This window comes from Mesorhizobium sp. C268A, assembly GCF_040324475.1.
Classification (GTDB): domain Bacteria; phylum Pseudomonadota; class Alphaproteobacteria; order Rhizobiales; family Rhizobiaceae; genus Mesorhizobium.
In genome coordinates this window covers 5,363,566-5,381,055 of the sequence record NZ_JAMYVX010000001.1, presented here as the reverse complement: position 1 = coordinate 5,381,055, position 17,490 = coordinate 5,363,566, and the positions used below count along the sequence as shown (strand labels likewise).

Sequence of the window (17,490 nt, the reverse complement as noted above, 5' to 3'; positions counted from 1 at the left end):
GATGGGCCAGACGCATACGCAACGCTGCCTCGAACCTCTTTTGGCCATGGTCCAGAGCGGCGCAATCGATCCCTCCTTGTGATTACCCACCGGGCCGATCTGAAAGCAGGGCCGGATCTCTACAAGACGTTCCGCGACAAGCAGGATGGCTGCATCAAAGTCGTGACGCGGCCTCACAGCAAAGACGGGCAAGGCGACCGACACTCACTGCAATCACAAGGGAACATTCGCGTCGACGGCCGGTTAGGTGCCACTTCCGTAACGGTCACCTGCCGTCAAAGCGAGCCCATGATGAACCACGACCAGCATGACAATGTACCAGACGCAGCGCGTAGACTTGTCGTCGGAAGCATGGCGGGAGGAATTCTCGCCGCTTATGCTTCCACGGCGTCAGCCGATACGGGAACAGTGCCTGCTAAAGCAGGCCCTGCGAGCCCGATGCTCAAACAGAATCCGGTGACGCAATATCACCAGCCGCCGTTCAAGCCACAGGAACAGAAGTGGCCGGGTTTGGCCAGCAAGATGGTGCCGCGCCCGGACCACGGCGAAACGACCTACAAAGGATCAGGCAGGCTTGCCGGCCGCAAAGCGCTGATAACCGGCGGCGATTCCGGTATTGGTCGTGCTGCGGCGATTGCATTCGCGCGCGAGCGTGCGGACGTTGCTTTCGGCTACCTCCCCGAAGAACAGGAAGACGCCGACGAACTGGTGGACCTAATAAAAGCGGCAGGTCAAAAGGCTTGCCGGCGATATCCGCAATGAGGCCTTTGCAGAAAGCTGGCCGATGAAGCAGCAACGCCCCTCGGCAGTCTCGACATCCTGGTCAGCAACGCTGCCCGCCTCACTAGAGTCCACGGTCCTCAAAAAGGGGCGCCAAGGCCACCGCTCCTTAGGCGTGGTGGGCTTTCAGACTGTCTACAGGAGGAACCAATGGCTGGCGATGAAATAGAAAGAAGGCGACTGCAGATGTTGATCGAACAATATCTGGAGACCCGTAAGCGACGGCACGATTTCGTGTCGATTGCGAATGCCGAACTCGCGATCAAGGCGGTCATGCCGCATTGCCCGGTGTCGAGCGCAGCATTGGCAGAGATGATTGCCGCTGGCGCCGTCACTTACGGCCTTGGCGTCCTATTCGACGCGAAGCAAACCGAGGGCGAACTGCCCGTTGTTTGATAGGCTCATCGTCTGACCAATCGTCACGCGGTCGCGAAATTTCGCCCAGCTCTGGAATACGCCAGACCGGGAGCATGCCAATCGTGCCGGCCGGATCGCAGGCACTTGCCGGCGACGCCGTCTCGGGCCTGGACCCGAATGTCGTCGCATATCTGGTGAAAAACCAGTGTCTTTGTCCCACGAGAAGTGCGTTACCGGGCTTCTCGTTGGGTTGGCACCGTTCCGCTGTCCTGGTGTCTTGCCAAAGCTGTCGGTTGAACACCGAGCATATTTCGCACGGCCTCGACCAGCGCAGCAGCCCACACGGGTTTTGACAGCATCTTGTGATGACGCAAATCTTGCGGGATGTCGGATGCCGTGTACCCACTGACGAAAACAAACGGAATTCCGCGTTGCGCTAGAAGAGGGACAAGGGCAGCGCTGGTCTCGCCGCCGAGACCAATGTCCAGGACCGCGGCAGATATGACTTCACTCTCGATCAGCTTTTTCGCGCGAGCAACGGACGGCACTGGCCCGGCGATGGCGAAGCCGGCCTCTTCCAGAATTGCGCGGTGCTCCTCCGCGACCAGCCATTCATCTTCGACGATAAGGATACGAGATGCAGTCACGTTTCGCTCTCCCGATGATCAAACGGAAACTCAATCCGCAAGCTCAAACCATCGGAACCGAAAGATGTTTCAAAATTTCCGCCAAGCCGATACTCAATTTCGCCTTTTACCAGCGAAAGACCAAATCCCGTCTTCTCAGGTGGAGTGACAGCGGGACCGCCGCTTTCTAACCATTCGAGCTGAAAACCATGATCCGACGCCGACCAAGTCACGGACACCACGCCGTTTGGCACGGACAAGGCGCCATATTTTCCAGCATTCGTGGCAAGTTCATGGATCACCATGCCAAGCGACAGGCCCTGCTGAGGCTTGAGCCGAATGTCCTCGCCTGTGGTGTTGATGCGTTCCAGCCCGAACGGCTCCACTTCCTGCCGCACGATTTCCTCTACCGAGACCTCTTTCCAGCTTTCGCGCGAGAGCACTCCGTAGGCCCGCGCCATGGCGCGCAGGCGACCGATGAGCGCTTCGGCGAAAGCCTCCGAAGAGGGAGCATTTTTCAGGGTCTGACTGGCAATGCTGACCGTAACAGCCAGCATGTTCTTGACCCGATGATTGAGTTCCGAGATCAATACCCGCTGGTGGGCTTCGGCTTCAGCCATGGTCGTCACATCGACAAAGGTCACCACCACACCTTGGATTTTTCGCACGCTGTCGCGGTAGGGGATCAGCCGCACGAGATAGTGGACGCCGTCGCTATCGCGCGGTAGCTGGTGCTCGATCATCTCGCCGGCTTTGAAAACTTGCGCGATATGGTCGCGCAGGTGCGGATAATCGAGCCGGCTGGCAAGATCGGTAAGCGGTCTTCCGATGTCGGTCGGCAGCAAATTGAAGAACGAAGACGCCGCCGGCGTGAAGCTGCGGATAACCAGCTTGGTATCGAGAAAAACAGTCGCGATCTGTGTGCTCTCGAACAGGTTCTTCAGATCGCTGTTGGCCCGATCGAGATCCTCGATCTTGGAAACCAGTTCGGCATTGATGGTGTTCAATTCCTCATTGAGGGACTGCATTTCTTCCTTGGAGGCCTCAAGCTCCTCATTGGAGGACTGGGCTTCTTCGTTGACTGAGACGAGTTCCTCATTGGAAGATTTCAACTCCTCCAATGCGGTCTCATATTCTTCGATCGTCGATTGCAGGCGCTCGCGCGTATCGCGGAGCTCGCGCTCGAAATCAGCAATCCCGGATGGCTGACGAACCTTTAGAGCCTCCAGCCGCGGCTGCGGCTGGCCCACCGGTTCGAACAGGACGAGAAACAGCGGCTCGCCGCTGCCGCGATCAACCAAGGGCTCGATCGTCAATGTGACGAATTGGACACGATCTTCATCTTCTTCAATGGCTATCGCTTCTCGCACAACCGTGCGCCGGCCTTCGGCCGCTTCCCGCAAAGCGCCGCGCAGTTCCAGACGCAGGCCGCTGCGTGCCATTGTGAGCAATTGTCTGCTCGGCACCCCTTGCGGCGGCTCGAGATATTTGCCGGTTCTGACCGAGTAATAGACGACATCTCCATCACCATTGATGACGACATGGGCCGGAGCGTAGCGTTCGAGAACATGGGCTTCAACGGTTTGCCTTAGGGAATAAGACAAGCCGCGGCGGGCATGAGTGTCATTGGCGCTGGAAAAGTTGCTTGCAGGCGCAGCATTCAACAAGATCGGCAGCCGCGGCGGCGCCGTATGTTCTCGTGCCTTGAATATCCGTTGTTTCTTGTCGACCGGTGCAAACAGATCGGCATGCTGGCTTATGCTCTCGGAGGTGCCAAGGAACAGATAGCCGCCGGGCTTCAGCGAATAGTGGAAGGTCGGAATAACCTGCTTTTGCACATCGGGGCCGAAATAGATCAGCAGGTTCCGGCACGACACCATGTCCATGCGCGAGAAGGGTGGATCGCGGATGACGCTGTGCGCCGAGAAGATGCAGAGATCACGTACGCTCTTGCTCAAGATGAAACTTGTGCCGTCATTGCTGAAGAAGCGTTCGCGACGTTCAGGCGAAACGCCCGCAAGCAATGACTCCGGATAGCGCGCCGAACGTGCGATGCCCAACGCCGCGTCATCGATGTCCGTGGCGAAAATCTGGATGCGCGGCACAGCCGAAAGTGTATCCATATGCTCGCGCATCAGCATTCCGATCGAGAAGACTTCCTCGCCGGTTGCGCAGCCGGGCACCCAGACGCGGATCGTATCGTTGGCGTCCTTGCCTTCGAAAAGTTTGGGGATGACGGTTTCTTCCAGGGTCTTGAAAGCGTCCGTATCGCGGAAGAAATTTGTCACGTTGATCAGCAGGTCGCGAAACAGCGACCGCACTTCCTCCGCATTTGAACGAAGCAACTCTATATAGGCATCGATCGCGGTGTTCTGTGTTATTTGCATGCGTCGCCTGACGCGGCGCAAGAACGTCTTGGCCTTGTAGCCCGAGAAATCATGTCCCGAATGGCTGCGCAGGATCGCGTAGATTTCTTCCTGGCCCTTGTGGAGTTTCAAAGCACTGGCCTTGCCATCGTCAGCTTCAAGCTCGTCGAGCAGTTCAAAGCTGTGGGCAAATTCCATGAGTTTCGCACCCATCTCATCGGCCGGGATGGCGATATCGATCAGACCGGAACTGATCGCGCTGCGCGGCATGTCGGGATTGCTCGGACCCGACTCGTCGGAGAGTTGCGCCAGCGTCAGGCCGCCATGCTCCTTGATTGCCTTGATGCCCAACGTACCGTCGGAATCGCCGCCCGACAGGACGACGCCGACGGCGTATTCGCCCTGATCCTCGGCCAGCGCGCTGAAAAAGATATCGATGGGCTTGCGCTCCCTGGACACCGAATTCGGTTGGCGCAGCTTTAGGCTGGAATTTTCGATGGTGAGGATCGCGTTGTGCGGCATCACATAGACGGTGTCAGGATGGATATCCATTGCATCTTCAGCGACACGAACCGGAATTCCGGTGTAAAGCGCAATCACTTCGTGCAGCAAACTTTCCCGTTCCGGGCTGAGATGCGTGACGATCACGAACGCCATCCCGCTCGAAGACGGCATCCCGCGAAAAAATCCCTCCATGGCGGCAATGCCGCCCGCAGAGGCGCCAATACCGACTATGGGGAACCTCGGCAGCTTTTGCATCAATTGTCCTGCTTCAGTGAAATGCAACGCGGCAGCGCTGATTTCGATCCAATGTGTAAACCGTTCCTGGTCGAATTCCCATCCCGCACCGCCGATAGCCACGGAACCGATGGACGCGACCGCCGTTTAAAGCCCGGAGGGCTGCTATGTTATTAGGCATGCGAATTCTGCTCGTCGAGGACGAATTCTTGCTGGCAAGCGAACTTGCCTCTTATTTCAGCGATTGTGGGGCGACCGTTTTGGGGCCGGTGTCGTCAGTCAGCCGGGCTCGACGATATATCGATTCAGCGGACGGGGCGGTGCTGGACATCGATCTTAACGGTGAGACTGTTTTTCCCCTCGCCGATGAGCTGACGGACAGAGGCATCCCGTTCGTATTCTTCTCCGGAAACGATCAGATCACCCTACCGGAGCGGTTCCGGTACACCCAAAACCTCTCCAAGCCGGCCGGGTTCAGGACGGTTGCCGGGATCCTCGCCGCGCAATCAACAGCGCTTGGTGAAGACAATGTTTTCCGCGCTCTTCCAAAACTGAGGCTGTCCGCGCGGCTGCTGCTGGGCGACCCACAGGCGGCCGATCGCCTCGTCGAACGGACATTGAAGGCGGCGCTGGAGGAGCGGTTGTCGACGCGGCATGACCTTCCCTTGAGCGAATGGCTCAATACACTCATGGAGGAGGTGCTCCGCAACGACAGGTCTGGCATCATGAATTGAGATTGTCCGATAGTTTGCCGCAGGCCGCCCTGTCGACCGCCCCCGCTACGGTACCCCTCCCCAAGAGCGCTTCGCTTCGTCTTGCAAATACGGCCGCATTCCTGCTAGAAATCCTCGTGGCCAAACCTCCGCAAACCAAACCTGACTCATTCCGCGATCCTGTTGAGGGCGACGCACTCGCAGCGCTGCTCGACGAAATCGCGGAAGAGGAAACACCTGAACGGCTGTTGAAGCTCGCCCTTGAGCTGCAGCAGCAACTGCTGTTGTCAAAGCAGCTGAAAAATCCCAACTGAACGGCCTGCAGCTAGGCATCTTGATGTGCCTCGAGTTCCACGATGGCGTCATCGCCTCGTTCGCCAGACCGATGCTGCTGCGGTAATCTTTCTGCGCTCGATGTGGGCGAAACCCCAGTCTCAATAGCTCAGCGGTTCCTGCGCCCAGAAGGCCCTGATCCCATCATGACGCCGATGAGACGACCAGGAAGATCAGGGCCAACTTGGGTCGCAGCCCAAGGTCGATCACTGCTGCCCTGGCATCTCGGTATTTTCTTGCGGGTTCTTTTTAACGCCGGGCGCGGGTGATGTCTCGGCGGGGGCATTGCCGCCTTGGTTCTGTTCCGGGGTGCGCTTTACTGGCGATGTCTGCCACGATCCGTCTGAAAGGGGTATGAACACAAAGAAGGCTAGCAGTGCGACGAAGATCACAGCCGCAATGACGACGCCCCACCCGAGTACATTTCGGGTGCCACGCTGTTCTTCCTTCCGGGACACATGCTCCGTCATCACTGGACTCCTTTGTGTCATTCGATGAAGTACAAATTTATCGTGCAGATCGACCGCACGGTCTGCTCTTCCCCGGCGCCGGCCGGCACAGCTGAAGAAAGCTGAAGCTAATCTTCTCCAGCTTTTCGGCTGCCTGGTTTGGCGACCCGCTTTGGCGTTTCCGGCACTGCCGGTTTCTGCTCGGGTGCAGGCGGATTGACCGCCTCATGCGCCAAACGGGCTTTGCGCAATCGCGCCGTTTTCTCTTCCCGCGCTTTACGATCGGCTTCCATTACTCCTTGTGCGTAGAGGGTGGCTCGTGCGTCTCTGTCGTTTGCGGATCCACTGGCCGCCATAGTCAGCCCTCCGCCTTGTAATTTCTTGCTTCCTTCTTGGCGCCGTCTTTGCCCTGCTCGGCTGCAAGCTCTTTGGCCTGCCCGGGTGACACGTCGGTGGCTTCGGCCAACTTGATTGCCTCTTGTTCAGAGAGATCACTGTCCTTTCGCGTGGGGTTCCTTGTCATCGCAGATCTCCTATCAGAGCCCAAACGACCGGACCGGCGGTGTGTTCCCTGGAGCCTTCGATAGTCCACCGATTGAGGCGGGCTATCGCGCTTCCGTCAATGAGCGAAAAGTTTCTGATGCGGGCTGACAAGGTACATGATCAGCTTCAAGGCCTTTCGAACTGCTCCGGCCAGCCGGATTATGGCCGGGCTACGACCGTGTGGGAACGCGTGACACACGGACGGATTCAGGCATCGATGCCAGGCGCTAGTTCTCGCCCGCGAGCGTGGCGAGAAATGACCGCCGCCATTCTGCTGCGTCATTGCGCGTGATGCGCTTGAGCAGTGCACTATGCCTTGCAATTCTTTCGTCAAGCGGCATCGCGAGCGCTTTTGCGATCGCATCGGCAACCTCGTCGACCGCATACGGGTTCACGATCAAGGATTCGGCAAGTTCTTCGGCCGCACCTGCAAAGCGCGACAACACCAGCACTCCGGGATCGGCTTCGTCCTGCGCGGCTATGTATTCCTTGGCGACGAGGTTCATTCCGTCACGCAGGGGCGTGACCAATCCGACCTGGCTAGCGCGCAACAGGCCAGCAAGCCGAGAGCGTGATACGGCACGGTGGATGTAGCGGATCGGGGTCCAAGCCAAATCCGCGTATCTTCCGTTGACCGCGCCGGCGGTTGCCTCAAGCTGGGCCCGGATGTCGGCATAGGCGCTGACCTCTTCGCGCGTCGGCGACGCAATCTGCAAATAGGTTGCCGCTCGCTCGTGTTCCGGATGCCTTTCCAAAAGACGAGCGAAAGCCTGCATGCGGCCGGGGAGACCCTTGGAGTAGTCCAGCCGATCGACGCCGATGATTTGCTTGAGGCCCAGAATCTGGCGGCGCATGGAATCGATCTGCACATCCTCCGCCGCCTCATTGGCCATGCGTGCGATTGAATCGACGTCGATGCCTATCGGAAAACACCTCGACAACACCGTGCGGCCGTTCATCTCAGCCGAACCATTGATATCAAAAGTAATGGAGTTGGCCGCCTGCACTGAGCGCCGGAAATTCCCCACGTCCGTTTCGGTCTGGAACCCCACGACGTCATATTGAAGCAGGTCATCGATGAGTTCTTCATGGTCGGGCGTGGCTACAAACAGGTCAGGCGGCGGGAACGGTATGTGAAGAAAGAAACCGATCCGATTCCGGACTCCCAGCCGCCGCAACTGGGCGGCCAAGGGGATAAGGTGGTAGTCGTGAACCCACACCAGGTCGTCGTTGCCCGACAGCAGTCCTGCGAGCGCCTTCGCGAACCGCGCATTGATCTGCCGGTAGGCGTGTAGAAACTCTGCCCGGTGGTTCACCAGGTCGAGTCGGTAATGAAAAAGCGGCCACAGCGTGCTGTTGGCATAGCCATTGTAATAGAGCGAATACTCCTCATAGGGCAGGGTAAGCGCAGCCGTCTCGATCTTTCCCACGCGTTCCAAGCGGATCAGCGGTTCGTCGCTCGCGGCGTAGTCCTGATACTCGGCGCTTGCTCCTAGCCACAGGCCTCCACGCTCGGCCAACGCATCCCCGATGCCTACAGCAAGTCCGCCGGCTTGCGACAGATCGCGAATGTTCCCCAGCCTGTTCGAGACGACAACCAGACGACGCGGGATGGCGCGATCGCCAGTTAGCTCCCCACCTACGGCGTCGCGCTCAAGAGGGTCACCAACCGTTTGCGAAGCCTCGTTGAAAATTTCATCCGGTCGCTGCAACAAGAGCAAATCCTGAGCGTGAAGATCGCTTGGGGAACGGTCCGCGCGTGCGATTGTTCCCGACGTAAGTGTCCAGCCGGACTCGCTGGATCACATTCTCGGCCCGCTCGGCGCCTTTTTCAGCGGCTCTCGCAGGATCGTCGTCGGACGCACCGGTGATGAGACCCCGATCCAGCACGCCGAGCAGCCGCTTTGGCGACGGCCGGACTTACCGCTTTGGTATTCATGCTGCCGGATCCCCTGCCCTGTCATATCAACTCCCCACCTTGGCAAAAGCCCCAACTGACCAAACGGTCAGTCCACCTCGATTACCTTGCGCGTCGGCTTTCGTTGGCGGGGCGGCTGCTTTGCGGCTACGGGCGCCGGCGGGGTCTGCGCTATCGATGCCTCCAACAACTGTCGCTGTTCTCTAAGCCGCGCCGTCTTGGCTTCCCTGGCATGCCGCTCCGCTTCCAACAGCAACTTGGCTTCTCGATCCGCCCTCTCGATCTTTTCCCTGTCGATGCGTCGTGTTTTCAAGGTCGCCTCCTTTGGTCAGACGGCGAACAAAGTGCGGACCTGAAAAAATGTTCCCAACAAACTAAGGCCTGATCTGCCTCAAATGATATTGACGAGCAACGTGCAAGTTGCGCGCATCTGCGGCTCTGTGACGTCCAAAGGAACTGCTTGCCGTTCGCGGCGTTACGCCACCAAGCTGGCCGGAAGACTACCATGGACGACAAACCACGAACGACGATCAGAAAACCGGCCCGGATTGATCGAGGGCATTGCTTTTGCGGAGCCATCACAGCTGAATTCAGTGGCGATCCCTTTTGGATTTGTTTCGACCACGACGATGACTGCCGACGAGCGATCGGCAGCCCACTGACGATCTGGATTGGCTATCGTCCAGATCAGGTCCATTGGCTCGGCCCAAAACCAAAAACATTCTCGAAAACCAGGGGCGTCGTGCGCTCCTTCTGTTCGGAATGTGGCACCTCGATTGGGTACACCGATGAAGGCTTGCCAAACGAGTTCTACATCTCGATCGGATTCATGGACGCGCCCGAGAAGTTCCATCCCCAAGCCCAGGCCTATTGGGAAATGCGGCTGCCGTTTATCAGGATGGATGACGGTTTGCCTCGCGTCGAGGGCTACACCCGGGCGCGCGACCCCACCCAGGGCAATCCCAGAGACCGGTGAGGCAGGAGGCTGGATCCGGGCGTCAGCGCCAGGGCTGGCGGATCCTGAACGGCGGCCGAACCATTGGAATGAGAGAAATGTCCAAACGGACAAATGCCCGAAACCAATTTCACCGGGGTGGGTTGAAGATGGACATGCGGGACTTGTTTTCACAGTCTGACGACAAAGAAGCGGATGTTTGAAGGATTCAAGCTAGAGACCGTGGATCTGCCCGAGTCCTCACTGAGAGTCAGGTATGGAGGTTCAGGCCCGCCGCTTCTTTTGCTGCATGGCCATCCTCGGACGCACGTTACCTGGCACCGGGTAGCCCCACTTCTCGCCGCCGACCACACAGTTGTCTGCCCCGATCTGAGGGGCTTTGGCCGGTCCTCGGTACCGGCGGACGCCGTAGACCATGCTGGATCCTCCAAGCGTGCCAAGGCCAGGGACTGCATCGCTCTCATGCGACATCTCGGCTTTGGCCGGTTTGCGATCGCAGGCCATGACCGCGGCAGCTACACAGCGTTCCGAGCAGCGATGGATCACCCGTCAGCGATCAGCCATCTGATCGTCATGGATAGCGTCCCTATCCTGGAAGCCCTCGAACGCTGCGACGCCCGCTTTGCGAAGCTCTGGTGGCACTGGTTCTTTTTTGCACAGCCGGACAAGCCCGAACGCGCAATCATGGCCGATCCTGACGCGTGGTATGGCGGCTCAGCCGAGTCCATGGGGGCTGAGGCCTATGTCGACTACAAGGACGCAATCCACGATCCGAATGTTGTTCACGGCATGCTTGAAGACTATCGGGCAGGTCTGGCCATCGACCAATTGCACGATGCCGACGACAGGAAAGCTGGTCGCCGGGTCGCGTGCCCGACCTTGGCGCTCTGGTCCGCCCGCGATGATCTTGGGGCACTCTACGGCAACGTGCTCGATGTTTGGCGACCCTGGACCACCGAACTAAAGGGCCAACCGATCGATTGCGGACATCATATGGCCGAAGAAGCAGCCGACGCGGTAGCCGCAGCCGTCATGGCGTTCTTGCGCGAACCGAAGTCGTCATGCGGCGAGCTTTGCTGAACCAATCCGTTTGATGGCACTGCTGATCGACCGTTCGCCATCGTCGTAGTCGGCCCAGGCGACGGTCTTTTCCAGGTGGCCCGGGACCGTGCGAACGGTGTATTTTTTCGGATCGAGATCCGCCTTCACCTGACTCCAGGTCAGCGGCATGGATACAGTCGCGCCTTCCCTGGCGCGAGGGGAGAGAGGGGCGACGGCTGTCGCCATGCGATCATTCCTGAGATAGTCGAGAAAAATCCGGGATGTCCGCAGCTTCTTGGCCATGTTGACGAGGTAGAGATCCGGGCTATCTGCCGCCATCTGGATGCAGACGGCCTTTGCGAAGGCCTTGGCCTCGGCCCATGTCGTCTTGCTGCGTTCGGCCGCCAATGGCGTCACGACATGCAAGCCTTTGCCGCCCGTGGTTTTGCAGAAGCTCACCAAGCCCAGATCTTCGAGACGATCGCGCATTTCCTTGGCTGCCGCGACCACCTTCGCAAAAGGGACTTCCGGACCGGGGTCAAGGTCGAAGACAAGTCGGCCAGGTATTTCGGGATGACCCGGCTGGCAATTCCAGGGGTGAAGCTCAAGGCCGCCTATCTGGGCGATCGCGGCCAGACCCTCGACGCGGTCGATTTGCAGATACGGTTTGTGGTCGCCGAAGACTTTTACCAGTTCCAGCAGATTGGATGTGCCTGGCATTGCGTGGCGCTGGAAAAACTGCTCGCCGGCGTAGCCATCCGGCGCACGCACGAGTGAACAGGGACGACCTTTGATATGTCTGATCATCCAGGGGCCAACGGTCTCGAAATATTCTGCAAGATCGAGCTTGTCGACGGGCTGACCGTCGCCGGCATTCGGCCAAAGCGGCTTGTCCGGCTTGGAAATGATGACGCCCATGACAACCGGGCTTTTTCCTGTCTTGCCAGTCACCTTGGCAGGGTCGGCAATCGGCGTCTCTTGAGGATCGGCTGGACGCTCGGCCTCGACGTCTTTTGCGGGCTTGTCTTCACGCAGGCCTTTGAAGGCGGCCTGCCGGATATTGCCACCCCCGGTCCAGCCGGCGAACTCGATTTCCGCGACCAATTCCGGCTTCGTCCAGAAGACGGTTGAATTCCTTTTCGGTGCGCCATCGCCGGTAAACGGCGACGTCGCGGCTTTCATCTCCTGCAGCCTGCGCATCAGCTGCTTGACCTTTGCCTCGCTGAATCCGGTCCCCACACGGCCGATATAAGCGAAATGTTCACCGCGATTGACGCCGACGAGCAATGACCGGAATTTGCCGTTGGTCGTCGACCAGCCGCCGATGACCACCTCATGCCCGGCGCGGCATTTCGATTTTGCCCAGGTGTCGGTCCTCCCCGAAACATAGGTCGCATCGGCCTTTTTGGAGACAATCCCCTCAAGCGACAGGCGACAGGCAGAACGCAGCACCGCGTCGCCGCCATTGCTGAAGTGCTCGACATAGCGGATGAGATTTTGCTCGCCGCGATCGACTTCGCCGAGCATCTCGCTCAGACGTTCCTTCCGTTGTGAGAGAGGCATCTTTCGCAGATCGACGCTATTTGCGAAGAGCAGGTCAAAGGCAAAGTAGATCAGGTCCTTCGTCCGGCGCTCCGACAGCGCTGCCTGCAGTGCGGCAAAATCGGGCGCGCCGTTCTCGCCAAGCGCTACGATCTCGCCGTCGATGATGACGTTGGGAAGACTGGCGGCCTCCTTTGCGATGGCGCCAAATTTCTCCGTCCAGTCAAGACCCTTGCGGGTCCTAAGCGCGATGTCCTTGTCTTCCACGCGCAACTGGACGCGATAACCGTCAAACTTGATTTCGTGAACCCAGTTCGTCCCGGCCGGCGGCCGGGAGAGCGTCGCGCAAAGCTGTGGTGGGATGAAGTCGGGCATCTTCGCCGCTGAGGCACCAGCGGCTCGCTTCGGCCGCGGAGCAGGCTTTGCCGACCTGGCGGCGCGCTTGTCGGCATGGCCGCGCTTGCTGTCCCAAACGGCATCCGCATCGGCCAACGATGAACCTTTCATCATGAACGGCTTCGGACCTGCCCCCTTCCCCGCTGCAATCCTCTCCATGCTCCGACCCGAGGCGACGGATCGATCCTGAGCCAGCACCGCATCGCCATTGCCCTCTGTCGCGTATTTGTCGCGGTGTTTGATCAGCAGCCAGTTGGTCCGCTTCCCGCCATTGCGGTCATGCTTCATGCGCACTAGGACGAAACTTCCATGCAGGCGCTTGCCCTGCAGCGTGAATTTCAGGTCGCCTTTTTCCAACGCCTTTTCGGGAGACATGGCGCCTTCCGGTTCCCAATATCCGCGATCCCACAACTGCACCGTGCCGCCACCATATTGTCCTTTGGGAATCGTGCCTTCGAAGTCGCCGTACTCCAGCGGGTGATCCTCAACCTCCACGGCAAGTCGTTTGTCGTGAGGATCCAGTGATGGACCTTTGGTCACAGCCCATGATTTGAAGACCCCGCCAAGCTCGAGGCGAAGATCATAGTGCAGCCGCGTGGCCGCGTGTTTTTGGATGACGAACCGGAGTCGGTTCGAACCCGCAATCGAGCTTTCGCCGCTGGGCTCTTTCGTCTTCGCGAAATCCCTTTTGGCCCGGTAGGTTGAAAGCTCGCCCGTTTTCATGGAAGTGCCCCGACTAATGACGCAACGCCGGGACTCAACGCAGTGGGTGAGATTTGGTTCGGTTCATAGCCGAGACGACGCCGATGCTGCTTTTCCGCTTCAGAGTGGCATCGGCGTCAAATGAGGCCTTCACGGAGACTACAGGTGTCGTCACCGCTGACGTTAAGGTTCCTTGGTTTGCCCAACCATTTTTGCAAGCTCTGAAAATGGTGGGATGTCCAGTTCGCCTTGCGCGTTGTTTGCGATCTGCAGAAGCCGGATCGGGAAGCAGATCGCGTCACGGTTGGCCGGTGACATGTCTTCGTAGGTCCGCTCGTCACCTGTCATGGACGCCTCTGCCTTTCGCAGGGCGGTATCGATCTCGTCAATTGACAGCAGACCTTTGTGAACGAGCAGGTTGTTGATTGACGCGACCGCCATCATCAACCCTTCAAGCTGAAGATTGGCAACGTTCATGGCTTGACCGTGTTTCCGCCGCCCGGCCTCGCCGGGGCGTTCTGGCCATCGGATTGGTGCGTCTTGTCATCCACCTCATTGACTGGCCGCGTCAGACCGACCCCACTCTTGGGTTTCTTGTTGCCGGCCGCATCCTGAGAGAACGCATCCGAAGGATCAGGACCTGTTCTAGCCGGGTACTTCGTTGCGCCGGTCTCGCGACGGTTTTCATTATCAGGCATTTTTGATCACTCCAATCGGATGACCGATAACCATTACGAGCCCGGCGAGTTCCGGCGCCGCATGGAACATTTCTGGCCGTTCGTGCAGAGACAAGCGGGCGTGTCTCGGCAATCGCGCCTCGCGCACTGGCGGCAGGTCTCGCTTTCGTTGCCGACAGCACTAGGTTGCTCGTTGAGGCAAAAGGAATTCCCCATGCGGGTGGCACGCGAAGCCTGGGTTCTTGGCAAGGAGAGCATCCTCGGATTCATCAACGACAATGCCCTCAGCCACGGTGCGGCGATGGCGTTCTATGCCGTTACGTCCCTGGCCCCGATCTTGTTGATCGTTGTTGCGATTGCTGGACTTGTCTTTGGGCATGAAGCAGCTCAACTCGCTCTGTCGGCCGAAATCGCAGGCGTGATGGGATCGCAAACCAGCGACCTTCTGCGCAGCACCATCGAAAGCGCTTCTCACAGAACCGCCGGCACTGTTGCCACCTTGGTGGGCATCGTCACCCTCTTCGTGACAGCCTCCGGGGTGTTTGGCGAAATGCAGCTTTCGCTCAACACAATCTGGAAGATTGACCCACCACCCATGTCTGTGTCGCGATTGGTGCGGGCGCGGGCGGCCAGCCTGGGTCTGGTTGCAGCGTTGGGATTTCTACTGCTTGTGTCGTTGGCGGCGAGTGCCGCCATTTCCGCGCTTGGCGCTGTCATCAACGCCCATCTGCCGTTCGGCACGATCATTCTCGCGTCGATAAACGGCATTGTATCATTCGTGCTGATTTCCGCTCTGTTTGCCGCGATCTTCAAGATCCTGCCGGACCGGTCGCTCGCTTGGCGCGATGTCGCAATTGGCGCGGCAGTGACCGCTTTGCTCTTCACCATCGGCAAGTCGCTGATTGGCTGGTATATCGGAACCAGCGCGATTGCATCCTCCTATGGCGCGGCGGGTGCACTGCTGGTCGTGCTGCTTTGGGTTTACTATTCGTCTGAGATATTCCTGCTCGGCGCCGAGTTCACGCGGGCCTATTCCGTCCGTCTCGGCAGTCGGTCCGACCTTCAACCGATAGTGGAGGCAGAGAGCCCGTCGCGACAGACATCGAACCTTGGACCAACCATCCAACGCGAGGTGCAGGCCTGGATTGTGATCACGGGTTTGCTGACCTTCGTGGCGACACGGGTCTGGCCATCGCGGCGATCTTAGCTGCTTCCCACCAATTCTGTTTCTTTGGAACGCAACCCGGACACCGGAATTGCATAGGAACAGGAGGTTGCCCATGCCAAAATTCCGCTTTGAGACGACAGTATCCGGCCAGACTACCGCTCTCGAGGAAGAGCTAGCGAGTGCGGAGATGGCCAGTCCGAGAGCAATAGAGATGGCGCGCGTAGCGGTGGCGGCGGATCCTGGGTCAGGAACCAAGCAATCGGGATCGACTATCAAGGTCTACGATGAAGCCGGATACCTGGTCGCCACAGTCAATTTTTCCGACGTGTTGCCGAGTGATCCGGACGCCGGACAGCATGGGATTGGCGACGCGGTTGTCGAAGAACCGGGTGTGATGCGGTCTGGCTGACCCGTGGTAGATCAGGGTTTCACGTTTCGCTCACGCGATCCCCGGCAGGGCAATTCGCTGAGATCGCGAGGTCCTCGGCCATCATCAGATGCTAGAGCTGAGATTCGATCGGGAGGTGACGGACGAAGACCGCCAGGATACGGCGAAAAAATCCGGCTTCTGGTTCATGCGTATAGTCCTGAATCTTGCCTTCGCCGCATCCATGCCAATGCAGAACATTGTGCTTCAGTTCGAGCCGATAGCTTGTTTCCGGAGATATTTCCGATTGGAATCGATGCCGCAGCTCGGCGACCAATTTCGGATCCTCAAACAGCACGCCCATTTCCGAGTTCAAGGACACTGACCGTGGATCGAAATTGAAGGAACCGACGAAGCCGATATTGTCGTCGACGGTGAAAGCTTTCGTATGCAGACTGGCGCCCTTCGAGCCAAACACCGAGATTGCGGAGCGCCGGTTGAACGGCTGAAGCTCGAAAATATTGACGCCATTCCTCAGCAGCCGCTTGCGATAGTTTGCGTAAGCGCCATGGACTGCGGCGACGTCCGTGGCGGCCAGGGAATTGGTCAGAACCGAAACGTCAACACCGGCGCCGACAAGGTCCAGCAAGATCGCTGTGCCCCTTTTGCCGGGGATGAAATAGGGCGACACAATTTCCAGACACCCGCGCGTGGATTGGATGATCGGACGCAGCTCTTTCATAAGCCAGCTGCGACGTCTCCAACCACGAACTTTCTCCGGCGGATCGGAGATGACCCGCACGCCATCGACCCAATGAACGTCGTTGCTGGCCGCAATAAACTCCGTGATCGAGCCCCGGTTGCCGATGCCGTTCAGGAATTTGGGATCGGGGCCGGTACTTCCTTCAAGCCATTTGGCATGCTCATGCTCAGCCACTGATCCCAAGGTTTTGATTGGCTTGGCTTCATTGCAAGCCCAGAAGGCATCGAATATCGCCGCGGTTTGCCGTACCGCAGGCCCCAGGAGCAGCAGATCGAGATCCCGGAAATTGGTTTCTGCCGCATCGAAATAGGCATCGCCAACATTCCGACCGCCGACAATGGCAAATTTGTCGTCAACGATCCAAGCCTTGTTGTGCATCCGTCGCGTCAATGCAAAGAGCCGCAACAGCACTTCCACACCACGCATGATCCGGCCGCGCCTGATACCGCTCGGATTGAACAACTTCAGTTCGATGTTTGGATGGTGGTTCAGCGCCAGATATGCCGCATCATTTTTGCGCGGATTGACGTCGTCAAGGAGCATGCGCACCCGAACACCGCGCTCAGCAGCTCGAAAAACCTCGCGAAGCAGCAAGCGGCCGGTGTGGTCATCATGCCAAAGGTAATACATCAGGTCGAGGCTGCGCTCAGCGCTCCTTGCCGCCAGCACGCGCACGGCGAAAGCGTCATAATTGTCCGAGACAAGCAGCAAGCCGCTCTTGCCGGCCTTGATGTTGTCGTCTGCGGTTCGCGAAAGTGATACGTCCATAAAAATTGCCACCTTTGGACGGCGCTCGCTGCCATCCCGCTCAAATCATAGCTAGAACCATTCTGAGGTATTCTGGTTGCATACGCAGCGTCCAATCACCCAATTGCTGGATGCAAGTAGGGCCAGCAATCAAGCGGCTGCAGAGCGGTCAGGAGGCTTGAGAGGCGTTGCCCCGACTGCTCTGCTGCCGCCGCGGAACTTGCGTCTCCTGCAGTCCCAGGCCCTCAGACCGCACGACCGTTGGCGGGAGCCCGATGGCGTGCGCCCCGCCGCGGCTCTTCGACGAGA

Annotated in this window: 18 protein-coding genes; 8 read left to right on the top strand and 10 right to left on the bottom strand. The window is 58.7% G+C overall.

Annotation, left to right across the window (positions count from 1 at the left end; translation table 11 throughout):
* Positions 1–78 precede the first annotated feature (78 nt).
* Positions 79–762 (top strand): SDR family oxidoreductase, encoded by a 684-nt coding sequence (locus tag NKL06_RS26265; protein WP_280804108.1) that lies wholly within the window; start codon positions 79–81, stop codon positions 760–762.
* A 168-nt stretch (positions 763–930) separates the two neighbouring features.
* Positions 931–1,176 carry a hypothetical protein gene (locus NKL06_RS26260; RefSeq protein ID WP_023691400.1) on the top strand — a complete coding sequence of 82 codons (246 nt, stop codon included), beginning with the start codon at positions 931–933 and terminating at the stop codon, positions 1,174–1,176.
* A gap of 191 nt (positions 1,177–1,367) precedes the next feature.
* On the opposite strand, the gene NKL06_RS26255 is transcribed toward NKL06_RS26260, so the two are convergent.
* Both NKL06_RS26255 and NKL06_RS26250 read right to left on the bottom strand, forming a co-directional pair.
* Positions 1,368–1,784 (bottom strand): response regulator, encoded by a 417-nt coding sequence (locus NKL06_RS26255; RefSeq protein WP_023804850.1) that lies wholly within the window; start codon positions 1,782–1,784, stop codon positions 1,368–1,370.
* Positions 1,781–4,888: a CheR family methyltransferase gene (locus tag NKL06_RS26250; RefSeq protein WP_023691402.1), complete on the bottom strand. Its 3,108-nt coding sequence runs from the start codon at positions 4,886–4,888 to the stop codon at positions 1,781–1,783. Before NKL06_RS26250 ends, NKL06_RS26255 begins: the two co-directional genes overlap by 4 nt.
* Positions 4,889–5,046: 158 nt before the next feature.
* Here NKL06_RS26250 and NKL06_RS26245 point away from each other — a divergent pair, with 158 nt between their 5' ends.
* Both NKL06_RS26245 and NKL06_RS26240 read left to right on the top strand, forming a co-directional pair.
* Positions 5,047–5,601: a response regulator gene (locus NKL06_RS26245; protein ID WP_050588792.1), complete on the top strand. Its 555-nt coding sequence runs from the start codon at positions 5,047–5,049 to the stop codon at positions 5,599–5,601.
* Between the two features lie 2 nt (positions 5,602–5,603).
* On the top strand, positions 5,604–5,894 hold the full coding sequence (locus NKL06_RS26240) for a hypothetical protein (RefSeq protein WP_031197822.1): 291 nt from the start codon (positions 5,604–5,606) through the stop codon (positions 5,892–5,894).
* A 225-nt stretch (positions 5,895–6,119) separates the two neighbouring features.
* Here NKL06_RS26240 and NKL06_RS26235 read toward each other — a convergent pair whose 3' ends face one another.
* The 4 genes from NKL06_RS26235 to NKL06_RS26220 form a co-directional block, all read right to left on the bottom strand.
* Positions 6,120–6,383 carry a hypothetical protein gene (locus tag NKL06_RS26235; protein ID WP_023691404.1) on the bottom strand — a complete coding sequence of 88 codons (264 nt, stop codon included), beginning with the start codon at positions 6,381–6,383 and terminating at the stop codon, positions 6,120–6,122.
* Positions 6,384–6,720: 337 nt separating this feature from the next.
* Positions 6,721–6,885 carry a hypothetical protein gene (locus NKL06_RS26230; RefSeq protein ID WP_023691405.1) on the bottom strand — a complete coding sequence of 55 codons (165 nt, stop codon included), beginning with the start codon at positions 6,883–6,885 and terminating at the stop codon, positions 6,721–6,723.
* A gap of 247 nt (positions 6,886–7,132) precedes the next feature.
* Positions 7,133–8,620, bottom strand: coding sequence for an alpha,alpha-trehalose-phosphate synthase (UDP-forming) (locus NKL06_RS26225; RefSeq protein WP_023691406.1), 1,488 nt, complete (start codon positions 8,618–8,620; stop codon positions 7,133–7,135).
* A 291-nt stretch (positions 8,621–8,911) separates the two neighbouring features.
* Positions 8,912–9,136, bottom strand: a complete 225-nt coding sequence (locus NKL06_RS26220; RefSeq protein WP_023668054.1) for a hypothetical protein — start codon at positions 9,134–9,136, stop codon at positions 8,912–8,914.
* A 192-nt stretch (positions 9,137–9,328) separates the two neighbouring features.
* On the opposite strand from NKL06_RS26220, the gene NKL06_RS26215 reads away from it, so the two are divergent.
* Both NKL06_RS26215 and NKL06_RS26210 read left to right on the top strand, forming a co-directional pair.
* Positions 9,329–9,799 carry a GFA family protein gene (locus NKL06_RS26215; RefSeq protein WP_023691407.1) on the top strand — a complete coding sequence of 157 codons (471 nt, stop codon included), beginning with the start codon at positions 9,329–9,331 and terminating at the stop codon, positions 9,797–9,799.
* 174 nt (positions 9,800–9,973) lie between these two features.
* Entirely contained in the window at positions 9,974–10,858 is an 885-nt protein-coding gene (locus NKL06_RS26210) for an alpha/beta fold hydrolase (RefSeq protein ID WP_023691408.1), read from the top strand.
* On the opposite strand, the gene ligD is transcribed toward NKL06_RS26210, so the two are convergent.
* The 3 genes from ligD to NKL06_RS26195 form a co-directional block, all read right to left on the bottom strand.
* Complete coding sequence (ligD, locus tag NKL06_RS26205; protein WP_023691409.1) at positions 10,838–13,480, bottom strand: DNA ligase D; 2,643 nt, start codon at positions 13,478–13,480, stop codon at positions 10,838–10,840. The two genes, NKL06_RS26210 and ligD, sit on opposite strands and share 21 nt — an antisense overlap.
* A 162-nt stretch (positions 13,481–13,642) precedes the next feature.
* On the bottom strand, positions 13,643–13,936 hold the full coding sequence (locus NKL06_RS26200) for a hypothetical protein (protein ID WP_023687836.1): 294 nt from the start codon (positions 13,934–13,936) through the stop codon (positions 13,643–13,645).
* Positions 13,933–14,157 carry a hypothetical protein gene (locus NKL06_RS26195; RefSeq protein WP_155921617.1) on the bottom strand — a complete coding sequence of 75 codons (225 nt, stop codon included), beginning with the start codon at positions 14,155–14,157 and terminating at the stop codon, positions 13,933–13,935. Before NKL06_RS26195 ends, NKL06_RS26200 begins: the two co-directional genes overlap by 4 nt.
* Before the next feature lie 193 nt (positions 14,158–14,350).
* Between NKL06_RS26195 and NKL06_RS26190 the strand changes: the two genes are divergently transcribed.
* Both NKL06_RS26190 and NKL06_RS26185 read left to right on the top strand, forming a co-directional pair.
* Positions 14,351–15,343, top strand: coding sequence for a YihY/virulence factor BrkB family protein (locus NKL06_RS26190; RefSeq protein ID WP_023691410.1), 993 nt, complete (start codon positions 14,351–14,353; stop codon positions 15,341–15,343).
* 73 nt (positions 15,344–15,416) lie between these two features.
* Positions 15,417–15,713: a hypothetical protein gene (locus NKL06_RS26185; RefSeq protein ID WP_023668045.1), complete on the top strand. Its 297-nt coding sequence runs from the start codon at positions 15,417–15,419 to the stop codon at positions 15,711–15,713.
* A 91-nt stretch (positions 15,714–15,804) separates the two neighbouring features.
* Here the strand turns inward: NKL06_RS26185 and NKL06_RS26180 are convergent, their stop codons facing one another.
* Positions 15,805–17,202 (bottom strand): phospholipase D family protein, encoded by a 1,398-nt coding sequence (locus tag NKL06_RS26180; RefSeq protein ID WP_023691411.1) that lies wholly within the window; start codon positions 17,200–17,202, stop codon positions 15,805–15,807.
* Positions 17,203–17,490 lie beyond the last annotated feature (288 nt).

Excerpts from the sequence above, each read along its gene's own strand:
- NKL06_RS26230 (WP_023691405.1), bottom strand. The coding sequence starts at position 6,885 with ATGACAAGGAACCCCACGCGAAAGGACAGTGATCTCTCTGAACAAGAG.
- NKL06_RS26245 (WP_050588792.1), top strand. The coding sequence starts at position 5,047 with ATGCGAATTCTGCTCGTCGAGGACGAATTCTTGCTGGCAAGCGAACTT.
- NKL06_RS26190 (WP_023691410.1), top strand. The coding sequence starts at position 14,351 with ATGCGGGTGGCACGCGAAGCCTGGGTTCTTGGCAAGGAGAGCATCCTC.
- NKL06_RS26210 (WP_023691408.1), top strand. The coding sequence starts at position 9,974 with ATGTTTGAAGGATTCAAGCTAGAGACCGTGGATCTGCCCGAGTCCTCA.
- NKL06_RS26185 (WP_023668045.1), top strand. The coding sequence starts at position 15,417 with ATGCCAAAATTCCGCTTTGAGACGACAGTATCCGGCCAGACTACCGCT.
- NKL06_RS26180 (WP_023691411.1), bottom strand. The coding sequence starts at position 17,202 with ATGGACGTATCACTTTCGCGAACCGCAGACGACAACATCAAGGCCGGC.
- NKL06_RS26200 (WP_023687836.1), bottom strand. The coding sequence starts at position 13,936 with ATGAACGTTGCCAATCTTCAGCTTGAAGGGTTGATGATGGCGGTCGCG.
- NKL06_RS26260 (WP_023691400.1), top strand. The coding sequence starts at position 931 with ATGGCTGGCGATGAAATAGAAAGAAGGCGACTGCAGATGTTGATCGAA.
- NKL06_RS26195 (WP_155921617.1), bottom strand. The coding sequence starts at position 14,157 with ATGCCTGATAATGAAAACCGTCGCGAGACCGGCGCAACGAAGTACCCG.
- NKL06_RS26235 (WP_023691404.1), bottom strand. The coding sequence starts at position 6,383 with ATGACGGAGCATGTGTCCCGGAAGGAAGAACAGCGTGGCACCCGAAAT.
- NKL06_RS26215 (WP_023691407.1), top strand. The coding sequence starts at position 9,329 with ATGGACGACAAACCACGAACGACGATCAGAAAACCGGCCCGGATTGAT.
- NKL06_RS26250 (WP_023691402.1), bottom strand. The coding sequence starts at position 4,888 with ATGCAAAAGCTGCCGAGGTTCCCCATAGTCGGTATTGGCGCCTCTGCG.
- ligD (WP_023691409.1), bottom strand. The coding sequence starts at position 13,480 with ATGAAAACGGGCGAGCTTTCAACCTACCGGGCCAAAAGGGATTTCGCG.